This is a genomic window from Streptomyces sp. DSM 118878 (genome assembly GCF_052936595.1).
In genome coordinates, this window is record NZ_CP193622.1 from 1,893,979 (window position 1) to 1,910,483 (window position 16,505).

Annotated in this window: 14 protein-coding genes; 4 read left to right on the top strand and 10 right to left on the bottom strand. The window is 72.2% G+C overall.

What is annotated here, in order from left to right; translation table 11 throughout:
* Positions 1 to 23: 23 nt before the first annotated feature.
* Positions 24 to 1,256, top strand: coding sequence for a Cmx/CmrA family chloramphenicol efflux MFS transporter (locus ACRAKF_RS08015; protein ID WP_447036236.1), 1,233 nt, complete (start codon positions 24 to 26; stop codon positions 1,254 to 1,256).
* Positions 1,257 to 1,354: 98 nt separating this feature from the next.
* Positions 1,355 to 2,059 (top strand): DUF5995 family protein, encoded by a 705-nt coding sequence (locus ACRAKF_RS08020; protein WP_447036237.1) that lies wholly within the window; start codon positions 1,355 to 1,357, stop codon positions 2,057 to 2,059.
* A gap of 16 nt (positions 2,060 to 2,075) precedes the next feature.
* Here ACRAKF_RS08020 and ACRAKF_RS08025 read toward each other — a convergent pair whose 3' ends face one another.
* Positions 2,076 to 3,770 (bottom strand): flavin monoamine oxidase family protein, encoded by a 1,695-nt coding sequence (locus ACRAKF_RS08025; RefSeq protein WP_447036238.1) that lies wholly within the window; start codon positions 3,768 to 3,770, stop codon positions 2,076 to 2,078.
* 62 nt (positions 3,771 to 3,832) lie between these two features.
* Positions 3,833 to 4,630 (bottom strand): carbon-nitrogen hydrolase family protein, encoded by a 798-nt coding sequence (locus ACRAKF_RS08030; RefSeq protein ID WP_447036239.1) that lies wholly within the window; start codon positions 4,628 to 4,630, stop codon positions 3,833 to 3,835.
* Between the two features lie 333 nt (positions 4,631 to 4,963).
* On the opposite strand from ACRAKF_RS08030, the gene ACRAKF_RS08035 reads away from it, so the two are divergent.
* Entirely contained in the window at positions 4,964 to 5,614 is a 651-nt protein-coding gene (locus ACRAKF_RS08035) for a Repetin (RefSeq protein WP_447036240.1), read from the top strand.
* 9 nt (positions 5,615 to 5,623) lie between these two features.
* On the opposite strand, the gene ACRAKF_RS08040 is transcribed toward ACRAKF_RS08035, so the two are convergent.
* From ACRAKF_RS08040 to rpe, 6 genes are all read right to left on the bottom strand, one after another.
* Complete coding sequence (locus tag ACRAKF_RS08040) at positions 5,624 to 6,079, bottom strand: Lrp/AsnC family transcriptional regulator (protein WP_447036241.1); 456 nt, start codon at positions 6,077 to 6,079, stop codon at positions 5,624 to 5,626.
* A gap of 10 nt (positions 6,080 to 6,089) precedes the next feature.
* Positions 6,090 to 7,559: an amino acid permease gene (locus ACRAKF_RS08045; RefSeq protein WP_447036242.1), complete on the bottom strand. Its 1,470-nt coding sequence runs from the start codon at positions 7,557 to 7,559 to the stop codon at positions 6,090 to 6,092.
* Positions 7,560 to 7,867: 308 nt separating this feature from the next.
* The gene (locus ACRAKF_RS08050) at positions 7,868 to 9,313 is read right to left on the bottom strand and encodes a GuaB1 family IMP dehydrogenase-related protein (RefSeq protein ID WP_447036243.1); all 1,446 of its coding nucleotides are present in this window, start codon (positions 9,311 to 9,313) and stop codon (positions 7,868 to 7,870) included.
* Positions 9,314 to 9,486: 173 nt separating this feature from the next.
* Positions 9,487 to 9,831: a barstar family protein gene (locus ACRAKF_RS08055; RefSeq protein WP_447036245.1), complete on the bottom strand. Its 345-nt coding sequence runs from the start codon at positions 9,829 to 9,831 to the stop codon at positions 9,487 to 9,489.
* A 58-nt stretch (positions 9,832 to 9,889) separates the two neighbouring features.
* Complete coding sequence (locus ACRAKF_RS08060; protein WP_447036246.1) at positions 9,890 to 10,942, bottom strand: sugar-binding transcriptional regulator; 1,053 nt, start codon at positions 10,940 to 10,942, stop codon at positions 9,890 to 9,892.
* A gap of 78 nt (positions 10,943 to 11,020) precedes the next feature.
* Positions 11,021 to 11,707: a ribulose-phosphate 3-epimerase gene (gene rpe / locus ACRAKF_RS08065; protein WP_447036247.1), complete on the bottom strand. Its 687-nt coding sequence runs from the start codon at positions 11,705 to 11,707 to the stop codon at positions 11,021 to 11,023.
* Positions 11,708 to 11,843: 136 nt separating this feature from the next.
* Here rpe and ACRAKF_RS08070 point away from each other — a divergent pair, with 136 nt between their 5' ends.
* Positions 11,844 to 13,988 (top strand): MMPL family transporter, encoded by a 2,145-nt coding sequence (locus ACRAKF_RS08070; RefSeq protein ID WP_447036248.1) that lies wholly within the window; start codon positions 11,844 to 11,846, stop codon positions 13,986 to 13,988.
* A gap of 22 nt (positions 13,989 to 14,010) precedes the next feature.
* Here ACRAKF_RS08070 and ACRAKF_RS08075 read toward each other — a convergent pair whose 3' ends face one another.
* Both ACRAKF_RS08075 and fmt read right to left on the bottom strand, forming a co-directional pair.
* Positions 14,011 to 15,465, bottom strand: a complete 1,455-nt coding sequence (locus ACRAKF_RS08075) for an RsmB/NOP family class I SAM-dependent RNA methyltransferase (protein ID WP_447041867.1) — start codon at positions 15,463 to 15,465, stop codon at positions 14,011 to 14,013.
* A 33-nt stretch (positions 15,466 to 15,498) separates the two neighbouring features.
* Entirely contained in the window at positions 15,499 to 16,443 is a 945-nt protein-coding gene (gene fmt, locus ACRAKF_RS08080) for a methionyl-tRNA formyltransferase (RefSeq protein ID WP_447036249.1), read from the bottom strand.
* Between the last annotated feature and the right edge of the window lie 62 nt (positions 16,444 to 16,505).

The following is a 16,505-nucleotide window of genomic DNA, read 5'->3' on the forward strand; positions in this document are numbered from 1 at the left end:
CCTCGTGGTTGCGGAGTCCCGCTGTGCCCTTTGCCGTCCACCTGCTCGGCCTTGCCGTCTTCGCGCAAGGCACCTCCGAATTCATGCTGTCCGGCCTGGTCTCCGGCATCGCCCGGGACCTGGACGTCTCCATCCCGGCGGCCGGCCATCTGACGTCGGCGTTCGCCGTGGGGATGATCGTCGGCGCGCCGCTGATGGCCGTCCTGAGCCGGCGTTTCTCACGCCGGCGCGCCCTGCTCGCCTTCCTCGTCACCTTCCTCGCCGTCCATGTGGCCGGCGCCCTCACCACGAGCTTCACCGTGCTGCTCGTGACCCGCGTCGTCGGCGCGCTCGCCAACGCCGGGTTCCTCGCGGTCGCCCTCATGGCCGCCGCGGACCTGGCCGGGCCCGACGCCAAGGGGCGCGCGACCTCCGCGCTGCTGGGCGGGGTGACCGTGGCCTGCGTCGCGGGCGTGCCCGCGGGCGCGCTGCTCGGCGAGGTGTGGGGCTGGCGGTCGGCGTTCTGGGCCGTGGCCCTGCTCTCCCTGCCCGCGCTGATCGCCATCGCCAGGGCGGTGCCCGCGGGCAGGCCGGACGCCGCGGGGGCGCCGGACACCGCGGGGCCGGACACCGCGGGGCCGGACACCGCGGGGCCGAGCGCCCTCGGTGAGGTGCGCGCGCTGCGTTCGCCGCGGCTCCGGGTGACGCTGCTGCTCGGCGCGCTGGTGAACGGCGCGACCTTCTGTGCGTTCACCTACCTGGCACCGCTGGTCACCGAGGTCACCGGGCTCGGCTCCGGCTGGGTCCCCGTGGTCCTCGCGCTCTTCGGCATCGGCTCGTTCGCCGGGGTGAGCGTGGCGGGGCGCGTCGCCGACGTACGGCCGCTGCCGCTTCTGGTGGGCGGCTCGTGCGCCCTGCTCGGCGCCCTGCCGCTGTTCGCGGTGACGGCCGCGCACCCGGTGGCCGTGGTGGTGCTCGTCCCCGTGCTCGGCGCCCTGTCGTTCGGCGTCGGCGCCACGCTGATCTCGCAGGCCCTCTACGCGGCGGCCGAAGCCCCCACGCTCGCGGGCGGTTTCGCCACCGCCGCGTTCAACGTGGGCGCCGCGCTCGGCCCGTGGGGCGGCGGCCTCGCCCTCTCCGCGGGGCTCGGTCACCGCTCACCGCTCTGGGTCAGCGCGCTCCTGGTCGCCCTCGCCCTGGTCACCGGGGGCACGGCACTCGCCCTGCGGCGACGGGCCCCGGCGCGGGCCGCGGCCCGGCCGCGCGCCGACGCGTAGGCACGTACGCACGTACGTGGCACCGGCCGTTCCCTCGTTTCGGGGAAGCGGCCGGTGCGCCCGCACCCCGGCCCTCCCGTAGCTGGGACCCTGCCGCCATGGCGCCTTTGGAGCGGTTGGCGGAGAGCGGGACCCCGGCGCACGGGGTCGACGGCGTGGTGGCACGGATGCGTGCGCTGGGCGACGGGTGGCCGCCGCGGGACGGGGTGGCCGTCTTCAACCGGCTCTATCTGTCGGTCACCGAAGAGGTCGCCAGACACCTGGGCGCCGGCACCTTCCCCGACGCACGCAGCGCCGCCACGCTGGACGTCCGGTTCGCCGAGCGCTATCTGAAGGCCGTCGGCGACGGCTCCGAGGGGCGCGGCGCACCCGCCTGCTGGCGTCCGCTCCTCCAGTACCGCCGTCATCCCGGCGTGCACCCGCTCCAGTTCGCGCTCGCCGGCATCAACGCGCACATCGGCCACGACCTGGCGCTCGCCCTGGTGGACTCCTGCCACACGCTCGGCTGTGAACCGGCCGACCTGGAGGACGAGTTCGACAGCGTGGGCGACATCCTCGTGTCCCTGGAGGAGCGCATCCGCGAGGAGCTGATGCCGGGGCCCGACCTGCTCCAGATCGGCGATCCGCTGACCCACCTGGCGGGTTCCTGGAGCCTGGAGCGGGCCAGGGACGGCGCGTGGGTGGCGGCGCGCGCCCTGTGGGCGCTGCGCCATCTGCCGGGCGTCGCGGCGGAGTTCGGGGAGCGGCTCGACGGGGCGGTGGGACTCGTCGGCCGCGTCCTGCTCACCCCGCTGCCGGACTGAACCCGCCCCCCGCGGGTCAGTCCTCCGGCAGTTCCACCGGCGCGATCTCGTCGTACAGGTCGCCGGGGCCCGGGTTGGTCGGGTCCGTGGCGCCGCCGAGCTGGTTCATCACGCCCCAGACCGCGTTCAGCGCGGTCTGGACGGCGCCCTCGGCCCATCCCGCCGTCCAGGAGATGTCGTCGCCCGCGAGGAAGATGCCGCGCTTGTCCTCGGGGAGCCGGTCCTGCATGAAGTGGGTGAACAGACGGCGCTGGTAGCGGTAGTGGCCCGGCAGGTTCGCCTTGAAGGCGCCCATGAAGTAGGGCTCGTTCTCCCAGGACACCGTCACCGGGTTGCCGATGATGTGCTTGCGGATGTCGACCTTCGGATAGATCTCGCCGAGCGACTTGAGCATGACCTCCATGCGTTCGTTCGCCGAGAGCGGCAGCCACTTCAGGCTGTCGTCGCACCAGGTGTACGAGAGGCAGATGACGGCGGGCTTGTCCGGGCCGTCGTCAAGCAGGTACGTGCCGCGCGTCATGCGGTCGGTGAGCGTCATCGACATGACGTCACGGCCGGTCTGTTCGTCCTTGTCCAGCCAGAACGGCCGGTCGACGGGGACGAACAGCTTGGAGGACTCCATGTAGTGGGTCCGCTCCATCGCCGTCCAGTGGTCGATGGGGAACAGCGAGTCGTCGCAGTCGATCTTCGAGAGCAGCAGCCAGGACTGGGCGGTGAAGATCGCCGCCCGGTAGGTGCGGATGTCGCCCGACGCGTCCGTGACGGTGACGCGGTTGCCCGCGGTGCGGTGCAGCCGGGTCACGGCGGGCTTCGGCTCACCGGTCTCGTGCAGCGAGCTGAGGGAGGTGCCCATCGGCCAGTGCACGATCTTCTGCGGCTCGCGCTCCCACAGGCGCAGCGGCAGCTGCTGGCTGCCGCCGACGATGCCGCGGTGGTGGTCGTCGGCCTCCGTGTAGACCACGCGGAGGATCTCCAGGATGCTGTTGGGAAAATCGGTGTCCCAGCCGCCGGTGCCGAAGCCCACCTGGCCGAAGATCTCGCGGTGCCGGAAGGACTTGAAGGCGTCGGACTCGCAGAGGAAACCGTAGAAGGTCTGGTTGTCGAGCTTCTCGACGAGCTTCGCCCAGATCTCACGGATCTTCGGTACGTCGCGCTCGCGCAGCGCGCGGTTCATGTCGGAGAAGTCCGCGCCCTCCTCCAGGCAGTCGTTCCACGCCTTGGCCACATCGCGGTAGACCTGCGGCAGGTCGGCGACGGTCTCGGCGTAGTGCGACTCGCCCTTGAGGTCGACGACCGTGGAGGGCGTCGACTCGGCGAGGGGGTTCGGGAACGGCTGGGTGGTGAGACCCACCAGGTCGATGTAGTGCTGGAGGGCGGTCGAGGACGGCGGGAACCGCATGGCGCCCATCTCGGCGGTCAGCGACGGGTCGCAGCCCTCGAAGCCGACGGTGCGCAGCCGGCCGCCGATCTGGTCGGCCTCGTAGACGACGGGCTTGAGGCCCATCTTCATCAGCTCGTACGCGGCGACGAGGCCGGAGAGCCCGCCGCCGATGACGGCGATCTCGGTGCCGTGCTCGGTCGCGGGTATCTGGCCGAGCCCGGCCGGGTGCGCGAGGAAGTCGTCGTACGCGTACGGGAAGTCCGGACCGAACATGGTGATCGGCGGCTCGGCGTCGGTGTGCTGGATGGCGGTGGGCACCGTGGACGTCATGGGGGTACGGACTCCTTGCGCGGACTGAGGGAAGAGGCGAGCGGGGACGGGCGCGGGCGCGGTCAGCCGAGCGAGCCGTACAGGCCGGGGCGGCGGTCGCTCAGATACGGGTTGGCCGCGCGGGACGCGCTCAGGAAGTCGGGGTCGACGTCGCCGACGACCAGCTCGGTGGCGCGGCCCGCGCGGGCGCGCGACACACCGTCGGGTCCCGCCAGCGTGGAGAGCCCGACGAACTCGTACGCGCCCTCCCGGCCGACCCGGTTGACGTAGGCGACGTACATCTGGTTCTCGAAGGCCCGCACCGGCACGACGGACTCGGCGACGAACTGGAAGGGGTGCATCTGCGCGGTGGGGACGACGAGGAGGTCGGTGCCGGCCAGCGCGTGCGCCCGGACGTTCTCCGGGAACTCGACGTCGTAGCAGATCATGAGGCCCACGCGTACGCCGCCGAGGTCGGCCTGGACCACCGGCAGGTCGCCCGGGGTGAAGGCGTCGCGCTCGAAGCGGCCGAAGAGGTGGGTCTTGCGGTAGTTCGCGAGGCGCGCCCCGTCGGGGCCGATGAGCTGGACGGAGTTGTGGATCGCCTCGCCCTCGCGCTCGGGGTAGCCGTAGGCGACGCCGACCCCGTGCCGTGCCGCGATCCCGGCGACCGCCGTGGCCGAGGCGCCGTCGGCAGGCTCCGCGAGACGGGACATGCCGCCGCCGATCGCGTACCCGGTGAGGAACAGCTCGGACGTCACGAGCAGCCCGGCGCCCGCGGCGGCGGCGCGCCCCGCGGCCGCGTCGAGTTCCGCGAGGTTCTCCTCGACGGACCCGGGCTTCCCCGAGCTCTGGAGCAGGGCGGTGCGGAGCGCAGGCATGGCTGATCCTCATGACGTACGAAGGGGCAGATGGGGTCCGTTAGACCGTACGGTCGGCGGCCATGCCCGGACAAGCCGCGAGTGTTGCGGGCTGCCGCCGGATCCGTTGCGTGTGGGGTCGCCGGGACGGCGATTCGTTGCGTGGCGGCCGGGCGGGTGTGCGCCCCGGGTATCGGTGCCGTCCGTCTCGGGTCGCACGGCGTACGGGCCGGTCCCCGCCGTGCGGCGGAAGGGGAGTGCCGCCCGTGGCCGGACGTGGCGGACCCCTCTTCCGCGAGAGCGTGGTCTCACCCGGAGGGACCGGGCGAAGAGCACATCGGACGGAGGCTCCCCGTGAGCCGCAAGATACGCACCCGGATCACCGTCGGCCGCCTGACCAGCGGCCGCGGCCGCGTGATCGCCCTGGGAACCGCCCTGCTGATCTGCGCCGGCGCCACGGGAGCGGCCGTCGCGTCGGATGCCGGTGACTCGCGCGACGACACGACGCGCAGCCGGACCGCGGCGCATCCGCAGGCCCGCGAGGCCGCCGCGCTGACCGGCTCGGCGAAGATGTACCGCAAGACCACCGAGGACGTGACGTTCACCTTCGACGCGCATCTGGCGGCCGCGGACAACAAGCGCCCCGACAAGGCGACCGGCACCTTCGAGTTCGTGCATCTGGACAGGCCGGGCGGCAAGGGCGGCTGGGCGAAGGGCCGCATCGACTGCCTGGTCACGGGCGGCAAGGTGGCCACGGCGACCGGGATCGTCACCGAGACGAGCCCCGATGCCCAGATGCGTTCGATCAAGGGCGGACGCGTCGGCTTCAGCGTCCACGACCAGGGCAAGCACGACCGCGTCGGATATAGCTGGGCCGCGACGGGCGGCCCCGACGGCACGAAGAAGCTGTCGAAGTGCAACAGCTCCGCCCCGTACGAGAAGGTCAGGAACGGCACCGGTGACTTCCACGTCCTGCCGTGGAAGGTGCCGTACCCGACGAACTGACGGGGAGCGTCAGGCGGGCGATCCGGACGAATATCTCCGCATCAGGGGCGAGAGCACGAGCACGGACTTCGTCCGCTCCACGAACGGCTCTCCCGCGATCCGTTCCAGGACCCGTTCGAAGTGCCGCATGTCCGCGGCGAAGACCTGCACGATGGCGTCCGCGTCACCGGTCACGGTGGACGCGGACGCGACCTCGGTATACCGCTCAAGACCCCGCTGGATCGCCTCCGGCGAGGTGTTGCGGCGACAGTAGATCTCGATGAACCCCTCGGTCTCCCAGCCGAGGGCCGCCGGGTCCACCCGTACGGTGAACCCGGTGATGGCGCCCGTCGCCCGCAGCCGGTCCACGCGGCGCTTCACGGCGGGCGCGGAGAGGCCGACCAACTGGCCGATGTCGGCGTAGGAGCGGCGGGCGTCCTCGGCGAGGGCGTGCACGATGCGTTCGTCGAGATCGTTCAGTCGCACGGCGGGTGGATCATTTCTCTGCTGTGGCCAGTCGGGAACGGCGCATGCCGTACCCGAAGTAGAACACGAGGCCGACGGCCATCCAGACACCGAAGACGACCCAGGTCACGGAGTCGAGGCTGAACATGTTGTACGCGCAGAAGCCGAAGCCGAGGACCGGGAAGAGCCAGCCGAGCGGCACCCGGAAAGTGCGGGGCATGTCGGGGCGCGTCCTGCGCAGCACGACGACGGCGATGTTGACCAGGCCGAAGGCGAAGAGCGTGCCGATGCTGGTGGCGTCGACAAGCTTGCCGAGCGGGATGACCGAGGCGAGGGCGCCGCAGAACAGCGAGACGATGACGGTGTTCACGCGGGGCGTGCCGGTCTTCTTGCTGACCTTGCCGAACGCCTTGGGGACCAGGCCGTCGCGGGACATGGCGAACAGCACACGGGTCTGGCCGTACAGGACGGTGAGGACGACAGAGGCGATGGAGATGACGGCACCGGCGGCGAGCAGCGTGCCGAAGTAGCTCTGGCCGCTGACGTCGTTCATGATCGCGGCGAGCGTGGCCTGGGAGCCCTCGAAGTCCTTCCAGTTCCAGGCGCCGACGGCGACGGCGGCGACCAGGACGTAGAGCGCGGTGACGATGATCAGCGAGAGCATGATCGCGCGCGGCAGGTCGCGCTGCGGGTTCTTGGCCTCCTCACCGGCGGTGGAGGCGGCGTCGAAGCCGATGTAGGAGAAGAAGAGGCTCGCTCCCGCGGCGCTGACGCCGGCCATGCCGAGCGGCATGAAGTCGGAGTAGTTGCCGGACTTGAAGCCCATGAAGCCGATGGAGCAGAAGAGCACGAGCGCGGCGATCTTCACGATGACCATGATCGTGTTGGCGCGCGCCGACTCCTTGGCGCCACCGAGCAGGAAGACCATGGCGAGGAGCACCACGAGCAGGCCCGGCAGGTTGATGATGGCGCCGTCGACCTCGCCGGGCGCCGCGGAGAGCGCGTCCGGGATGGTGACGCCGATCGTGCCGTCGAGCAGTTCGTTGAGGTACTCGCCCCAGCCGACGGCCACGGCGGCAACGGACACCCCGTACTCCAGGACCAGGCACCAGCCGCAGACCCAGGCGATGAGTTCGCCCATCGTTGCGTACGCATATGAGTAGGAGGAGCCCGCGACCGGTATGGTGCCGGCCAGTTCGGCGTACGAGAGGGCCGAGAAGAGGGCGGTGAGTCCGGCTATCACGAAGGACAGGGTCACGGCGGGCCCGGCCTTGGGGACGCTCTCGCCGAGGACGACGAAGATGCCGGTGCCGAGGGTGGCACCGATGCTGATCATGGTCAGCTGCCACATGCCGAGGGAGCGCCTCAGCGAGCCACCCTCACCCTGGCCCCCCTCTGCGACCAGGCTCTCCACCGGCTTACGGCGCATCAAGCGGCCGCCGAGCCCGGTGGGTGCCCGGGGGCTCGGAGGGTTCTGCGGGGGTGCGCCTTGGTCGAGCACGCGCTGGCTCCTTCATCGCTGCCGGTCAGGCGGCGAGGACCCGTGGGACCCGCACCAGAGGTGGGGAACCGCCGAGCAGGCAGTCCCCGCCACTCACGTTCAGCGCCTGACTCTAAGGTCAGCGCCTTCCCGACCGTAATGCAGCAACCTTGCGCACCGCCAGTCGATCATTGCGCGCTTCGGTCATATGCGTCTCTTCGTTGCGCAGTCCGTTTGGTCCGTTGCGCTCCGTGGACGAAAAAGAACCCCGCGCCCCATGAAGGGGCGCGGGGTTCTTCGTGATCGGCCGAGGGCGGGACGGCGGGCGGCTACTGGACCCAGCTGGCGTGCAGAGGCTTGCCCTCGGCGTACCCGGCGGCGCTCTGGACGCCGACCGTGGCCCGCTCGGCGAACTCCGCCAGGGACCCGGCGCCCGCGTACGTGCAGGAGGAGCGGACGCCCGCGATGATCGAGTCGATCAGGTCCTCGACGCCGGGGCGGGTCGGGTCCAGGAACATGCGGGAGGTGGAGATGCCCTCCTCGAAGAGCGCCTTGCGGGCCCGGTCGTACGCCGACTCCTCGCTCGTGCGGTTGCGCACCGCGCGGGCGGAGGCCATGCCGAACGACTCCTTGTAGAGGCGGCCGTCGGCGTCCTGCTGGAGGTCGCCGGGGGACTCGTAGGTCCCGGCGAACCAGGAGCCGACCATGACGTTCGACGCGCCGGCGGCCAGCGCCATGGCGACGTCGCGCGGGTGCCGGATGCCGCCGTCGGCCCATACGTGCTTGCCGAACTTCTTGGCCTCCGCGGCGCATTCGAGGACCGCGGAGAACTGCGGGCGGCCGACGCCCGTCATCATGCGCGTGGTGCACATGGCGCCGGGACCGACACCCACCTTGATGATGTCGGCGCCGGCCTCGATGAGGTCGCGTACGCCGTCGGCGGCGACGATGTTGCCCGCGACGATCGGGACCCGCGGGTCGAGCGCGCGCACGGCCTTGACCGCGGAGATCATCGACTCCTGGTGGCCGTGTGCGGTGTCCACCACGAGGGTGTCCACGCCCGCGTCGAGGAGCTGCTTGGCCTTGCCCGCCACATCGCCGTTGATGCCGACGGCGGCAGCGATGCGCAGCCCGCCGTTGGCGTCCACGGCCGGGGTGTACAGGGTCGCGCGCAGGGCGCCCGTACGGGTGAGGATGCCCGCGAGGCGGCCGTCCTTGTCCACGGCGGGGGCATACCGGCGGTTGGCGCCGTCCAGCTTGTTGAACGCGGTGCGCGGGTCGATGTCGGCGTCGAGGAGCAGCAGGTCCCTCGACATGACCTCGGAGAGCTGGGTGAAGCGGTCGACGCCGCTGAGGTCGGCGTCCGTGACGACGCCGATGGGCCTGGAGTCCTCGTCGACCACGACGCCCGCGTTGTGCGCGCGCTTGGGCAGCAGCGCGAGCGCGTCCGCGACGGTCTGGCCGGGGGCCAGGACGATCGGGGTGTCCAGGACGTGGTGGCGCGTCTTGACCCAGGAGACGACGTCGGTGACGACCTCGATCGGGATGTCCTGCGGAATGACGACCAGTCCGCCGCGGCGGGCGACGGTCTCGGCCATGCGGCGGCCGGCGATCGCGGTCATGTTGGCGACGACCAGCGGGATCGTGGTGCCGGTGCCGTCGGGCGATGACAGGTCCACGCCCTGGCGGGAACCGACGGCGGAGCGCCTCGGGACCATGAAGACGTCGTCGTACGTCAGGTCGTACGCAGGCTGGATGTCGTTGAGGAAGCGCACGTGCTGCTCATCCCAGTCGATCAGAGGTGGCCCCCGGACAGTTAGCCCGAGGGAAAAGCACGTACTTCAGTGTCCCACGTCATGGGGGCGGCACGGGCTGGGATGATCACCCAGGCAGTCGGCCGGGGCCCTGGTCGGATCGTCCAAAGGGCCCGTCGCGCGGAACGGTGCGTTCAGCTCTCGCCACGCGGGGTGTCCATGGGCAGGCCGGTGCCGTGGGGGACGAGCACGATCTCCGGGCTTGGGCCCGCCACGCCCCGCCAGTGCTCGGCGGCGGCGGAGAACACCTCCCGCGCGATCTCCCACTCCCCCGGCGCGGCCCTCGCGTACTCCTGCCAGCCGGAGACGACGAGGACGTCCGGCGCCCAGGAGGGGTCGGTCAGGCAGTCGGCGAGGGCGTCCCAGTTGCGCCCGAAGTACTCGGGCAGCGCGAGCGCCCGCGCACAGCGCTCCATGAACGCGGCCTTGTCCCTCACCCCGACGAGGGAGAGCTCCACGGGATCAGCACCGGTCACCATGGGCCAGATGCTGCCACAGCGACAGCACCCCGCAAGGACCGCGGGGTGCTGTGGCGCCTCAGAACCCGTCCGGGTCCGCGCGGTTCAGGGCGGGCCGGGGCGCGGTCCCCGCCACGAGGAGCTGATCGGCGGCGGCCGTGTCCGTGACCAGGCTGGTCACGAGGCCCGACCGGAGCACCGCGTCGATGGCGGCGGCCTTCCGCCGCCCCCCGGCGATCGCGACGACCTCGGGAATCCGCCGGAGCCGGTCGGTCTCGACGGTGATGCACCGCTCCCCGAGGTCCCGCCCGACCCGGCGCCCCTCGGCGTCGAAGAGGTGCGCGGACATCTCGGCGGCCACTCCCAGCGAGGCGTAGTGCGCGCGCTCCTCGTCGCTGAGCATGTCGTGGACGGTGGAGATCCCCGGCTCCCAGGAGCCGATGGAGACCGCGGCGACCGTGACCTTGTCGAAGTACTCGAAGGCCCGCGCGATGCCGGTCTGGTTGCGCAGCGCCGCCGCCGTGGCGGGGTCGGGCAGCAGCATCGGCGCGTAGATGGGGTGGGCCTCGCCGCCGGAGACCTGGGCCGCGCGGCGCACCGCCTCGACGGATCCGCGCTCGGCGGTGCCCGCGTCGTAGACGCCCGTGAGCTGCACGACCGTGCACGGCGGCAACTGGTCGAGCGCGGCCGCCATGTGGATGGTCGAGCGTCCCCAGGCGAGGCCGAGCACATCGCCCTCGGTGACGAGCTCGCCGAGCAGGTCCGCCGCGACCTCGCCGAGGTTCTCCGGGTCCGGGGACTCGTCGATCTCGTCGGCGGGCGAGGGCGACTCCACGACGACCGCGTGCCGCAGGCCGTAGCGGGCCCGCAGTGCGTCGGAGCGCTCCGCGTCCAGCTCCGCGGGGACCCGGATCTCGATGCGCACGAGATCCCGCTCAAGGGCGGTCTCCAGGACCCTGGCCACCTTGAAGCGGCTGACGCCGAACTCCTCGGCGATCTGGATCTTGGACTTGCCCTCGAGGTAGAAGCGGCGGGCCATGGCCGCCGCCTGCACCAGCTCCGCGGGTCCCATCCGCATGGCTGACCGACCCGCCGACATGGCCGACACGGCGCTCTCCTCACTGCTGTTCACAAAATGCGTACGCCGTTCATCCTTGCAGATCCGGCCCGTTTGATCAGCCCTGAGGGACTGCGTTCACGTTCCCGTGGCTCAGTGGCCGCATGCCCAGGCGCTTGACGCGGTCTTTGCCGCCGCTTGGGTACGCAGTGAACGTACCGCCTCCGCGGGATCGTCGGCGCCATAGACCGCCGAGCCCGCGACGAAGACATCGGCGCCGGCCTCGGCGCAGCGCTCGATGGTCGAGGCCGAGACGCCGCCGTCGACCTGGAGCCAGAGTTGGAGACCGTGCTTGCTGATCAGCTCACGGGTGCGGCGGATCTTGGGCAGCATGATGTCGAGGAAGGACTGGCCGCCGAAGCCCGGCTCGACGGTCATGATCAGCAGCATGTCGAGCTCGGGGAGCAGGTCCTCGTAGGGCTCGATGGGCGTCGCGGGCTTCAGCGCCATGGAGGCGCGGGCGCCCTTGGCGCGGATCTCGCGGGCGAGGCGCACGGGAGCGGCGGCGGCCTCCGCGTGGAAGGTGACCGATCCGGCCCCCGCTTCGATGTACTGCGGCGCCCAGCGATCGGGGTCCTCGATCATCAGGTGGCAGTCCAGAGGCGTGTCCGTCGCGCGGGCGAGCGACTCTACGACCGGCACCCCGAGAGTGAGGTTCGGGACAAAGTGGTTGTCCATCACATCGACGTGGAGCCAGTCGGCGCCCTCGACGGCCTTTGCCTCGTCGGCAAGGCGGGCGAAGTCCGCGGACAGGATGCTGGGGTTGATCTGCGGGGCCATGCCCCAAGACTGCCATGTCCGGCGCCGGTCGTGGACCGCGGTCCGAGCCATGGGCACGACGACTCCCCCGAGGGCGCGCGTCATGCCATGCTGAGCGGTCCACCGGCACCGCGGCACGGCCCAGCGGGGGGAAGCCATGGCGGACGTACGGGAACGGCACGAGCGGCGTGGAGTCGCGTGGCTGGTGTGCGGACGGCGCGCCAAGTGGCTGGTGGTGCTCTTCTGGCTGCTGGTCATCGTCGTCGCGGCGCCGCTCGCCCAGAAGCTGACCGACGCCCAGGAGAACGACGCGGACTCCTGGCTGCCCGGCTCCGCCGAGTCCACCCAAGTCCTCGCGCTGTCCGACGACTTCAGGCCGGAGGTGATCCCCGCGGTCGTCGTGTACGCCCGCGAGGGCGGCCTCACCTCCGCCGACCGCGCCAGGATCAGCGAGGACGTGCGCCAGACGGGGGAGCTGCGCGCCCACGGCATCCGCGGCGCGGAGGTACGCGGGCCCGCCTACGACGAGAAGCGGGACCCGGAGGCGGCCCAGATCCTCGTCCCCATCACGATGGACGCCGACGGCTGGGAACGGATCGGGCCCGCCGTCGACTCCGTCCGCGAGCGGGTGGGCAGTGGCGAGGGCGGCCTCAAGGTGCACGTGACCGGGCCCGGCGGCACGGCCGCCGACTCCACCGAGGCGTTCGAGGGCATCGACTCGACACTGCTGCTCTCGGCCGCCGGCATCGTCATCGTGATCCTGCTGTTCACCTACCGAAGCCCCACCCTGCTGCTCGCGCCCCTGGTCGCGGTGATCACGGCGCTGTTCACCGCGCAGGCGCTCATCTATCTGCTGGCCGAGCACGCCGACCTGACGGTCAACGGCCAGAGCGCGGGCATCCTGACCGTCCTCGTCTTCGGCGCGGGGACCGACTACGCCCTGCTCCTGGTCGCTCGCTATCGCGAAGAGCTGCGCCGCCACGAGGACCGTCACGAGGCCATGGCGCTCGCCTTGCACCGGGCGGGCCCCGCGGTCCTCGCCTCGGGCGCGACGGTCGTCCTGAGCATGCTGGTCCTGCTCGCCGCCGAGATGAACTCCACGCGGGGCCTCGGTCCTGTCGCCGCCATCGGCGTCGCCGTGGGGCTCGTCGCGATGCTCTCGCTCTTCCCCGCGCTCCTGGTGATCTTCGGCCGCTGGCTCTTCTGGCCGCTGGTCCCGCACCTGGGCTCTCCCGAGCCGACCGAGCGCGGCCTGTGGGCCCGCACGGGCCGGCGCATCGCCCGGCGCCCGCGGGCGATCTGGGGCGCCACGGCGGCGGTCCTCGCGCTGCTGTCGCTCGGCCTGTTCCAGTTGCGGGCCGAGGGGCTCAGCAACGCCGACTCGTTCACCGACAAGCCCGAATCGGTCACCGGCCAGGAAGTGCTCGCCGAGTACTTCCCCGCGGGCTCCGGCGATCCGCTGGTCATCGTGGCCGACAGGGCGCGGAGCGGCGAGGTCGCCCGAGCGGTCCGTCAGACGGCGGGCGTGGTGCCGGCCAGCGTCGGCCGGCCTCCGGGGACGAAGGCCGTGCACGACGGCAAGGTGCTGCTGGAAGCGACGCCCACCGACTCGTCCGACAGCCCGGCCGCCAAGCGGACCGTGGAGCGGGTGCGCGACGCCGTCCACGCCGTGCCCGACGCCGACGCGCGGGTGGGTGGCGGCACGGCGGCCCTGGTCGACATGGACAACGCGACCGCGCACGACAACAAGCTGATCATTCCGCTGGTCCTGATCGTGGTGCTGCTGATCCTCGGCGTGCTGCTGCGGGCGGTCATCGCCCCGCTGCTGCTCATCGGGACGGTGGTCCTGTCCTTCGCCGCGGCCCTCGGCCTGAGCGCGCTGGCCTTCCGCCACCTCTTCGGCTACTCGGGCGAGCCGACCGACTTCCCGCTCTTCGTCTTCGTCTTCCTGGTGTCGCTCGGCATCGACTACAACATCTTCCTGGCGACCCGCATCCGCGAGGAGACCGCACGCCAGGGCAGCCGCCAGGGCGTCCTGACGGGGCTTGCGGCGACCGGCGCGGTGATCACCTCGGCGGGTCTGGTGCTCGCGGGCACGTTCGCCGCGCTCGGCACGCTGCCGCTGGTGGCGTTCGCCGAGATCGGTTTCGCGGTGGCCCTCGGCGTGCTCATCGACACCTTCGTCGTACGGTCGGTCCTGGTCACGTCCCTGTTCCTGGACGTGGGCCCGAAGGTGTGGTGGCCGCACGCCCTCGCCCGGCGACCGGAGGGCTCCGAGGCGGAACGGTCCCCGGCGCGGTGAGCGGGCCCTTGCCGCGCGCGGCTCAGGCGGTGCGCCGGATCAGTGCCAGGTACATCGCGTCCGTCCCGTGCAGATGCGGCCACAGCTGTACGTCGGGGCCGTCGCCGAGCGCGGGGACGTCCTCGATGAGCGGCCGCGCGTCGAGGAGCTCGGCGCCCGCCGTGTGCTTGATGACGTCGTCGACGACCGCGCGGGTCTCGGCCAGGTGCGGCGAGCAGGTGGCGTAGCCGACGATCCCGCCGATCCGCACGGATTCCAACGCCGCGCGCAGCAGGGAGCGTTGCAGCGGGGCGAAGCCGTCCAGGTCCTGCGGGCGGCGGCGCCAGCGGGCCTCGGGGCGGCGGCGCAGCGCGCCGAGTCCGGTGCAGGGCACGTCCATCAGGACGCGGTCGAAGGTGCCGGGCCGCCACGGCGGCCGGGTGCCGTCGGCGGCGATGACCTGGTAGGGACCGGGGTTGCCGGCGAGCGCCTTGGCGACGAGCCCGGCCCGGTGCGGCTGCTTCTCGGAGGCGAGCAGGGTCGCACCGCGCTGGGCGGCGAGCCCGGCGAGCAGGGCCGCCTTGCCGCCGGGGCCCGCGCAGCCGTCGAGCCACTTCGTGTCGGGGCCCTCCAGCGGGGCGTTGGCCAGGGCGAGCGCGACGAGCTGGCTGCCCTCGTCCTGCACGCCGGCGCGCCCCTCGCGCACCGCGTCGACGAGGCCGGGCTCACCGCCCTCGCTGAGCCGCACGGCGTACGGGGACCAGCGCCCGGGCAGCGCCGACTCCTCCCCCACCGAGTCGAGCAGCTCGTCGGCGGTGGAGCGTCCCGGCCGGGCGACGAGCGTGACCTCGGGGCGTTCGTTGTCGGCTTCGAGCAGGTCCTCGATGCCGGCACGGCCGCCGCCGAGGGAGTCCCACAGGGCCGAGACGACCCAGCGGGGGTGTGAGTGCACGATGGCGAGGTGGTCCTCGGGGTCGTCGTCGTAGGGCGGCGCGACCTTCGCCACCCAGCCGTCGAGGTCGTCCTGGGAGACCTTGCGCAGCACGGCGTTGACGAACTTGGCGCGCCCGTCGCCGAGCACCACGCGTGCCAGCTCCACCGAGGCGGAGACGGCCGCGTGCGTCGGGATGCGCGTGCCGAGGAGCTGGTGCACACCGAGGTTGAGCACGTCGAGGACCGGCGGGTCGACCTCGCGCAGCGGCCGGTCGATGCAGGCGGCCACGATCGCGTCGTACGTCCCCTGGCGGCGCAGCGTTCCGTAGACCAGCTCGGTGGCGAGCGCCGCGTCCCGCGCGTCGAAGTCGCCCTTCTCCCTGGCCTTGCGCAGCAGCGGCGGCAGGACGAGGTTCGCGTAGGCGTCGCGCTCGTCCACGGCCCGCATCGCCTCGAAGGCGAGGATGCGGACGGGGTCCTTCTGGGGACGGCGGTAGGGCTTGCCCGGCTTCCCCGCGGGCTTGCCCGTCGACTTGTGGGGACGCCGGGTCGGCTGGTCGTTCAAAGGTGCTCCGCTGCTGGTGTGGGTCGAACTCATCTAGCCTACGTCGCCCGCGCCCACGCGCTCGCCGGGGGCGATCCGCACCCCGCGGGCCCAGTCGGCGCCGCGCATCGGCTTCTTGCCCTGCGGCTGCACCCAGAGGAGCTCGACGGCGTGCGATCCGGAGCCCACGTACACGTTGTTCTTGGCCGGGGACAGCTCGCCCGGCGCGAGGTCGGTGCGGTCCGTGACGAGCGCGGCCTGGATGATCTTCAGCCGCTCGCCCCTGAAGAGGGTCCAGGCGCCGGGCGCGGGGGTGCAGCCGCGCACCACGCGGTCGACGCGCAGGGCGGGCGCGGCCCAGTCGATCTCGGCGTCCTCGACGGTGAGCTTCGGGGCGAGGGTGACGCCGTCGGCGGGCTGCGGCACCGCCTTCAGGCCGCCGTCCTCGATGCCGTCCATGGTGGCGACGAGCAGCCCGGAGCCCGCGAGGGCCAGCCGCGTCAGCAGGTCCCCGCTGGTGTCGGTGGGGCGCACCTCCTCGGTCACCGTGCCGTAGACGGGGCCGGAGTCGAGGCCCTGCTCGATCAGGAAGGTGGAGGCCCCGGTGATCTCGTCGCCCGCCATCACCGCGTGCTGCACCGGGGCGGCGCCGCGCCAGGCGGGCAGCAGCGAGAAGTGCAGGTTGACCCAGCCGTGGGCCGGCACGTCCAGCGCGACCCGGGGCAGCAGCGCGCCGTAGGCGACGACGGGGCAGCAGTCGGGCGCGATCTCGCGCAGCCGCGCCAGGAAGTCCTCGTCCCGCGGCTTCGCCGGCTTGAGCACCTCGATGCCCGCCTCCTCGGCCCGCTGCGCCACCGGGCTCGCGACGAGCCTGCGGCCACGGCCCGCGGGGGCGTCGGGGCGGGTCACGACGGCGGCCACCTCATGCCGGCCGGAGGCGATCAGGGCGTCCAACGCGGGGACGGCGACCTCAGGGGTGCCTGCGAAGACGAGCTTCACTGGGGGATACCTCGGATCTCTGGAGGGGGCGACGGCAGCGCACCAGTCTATGGGCCCCTCCG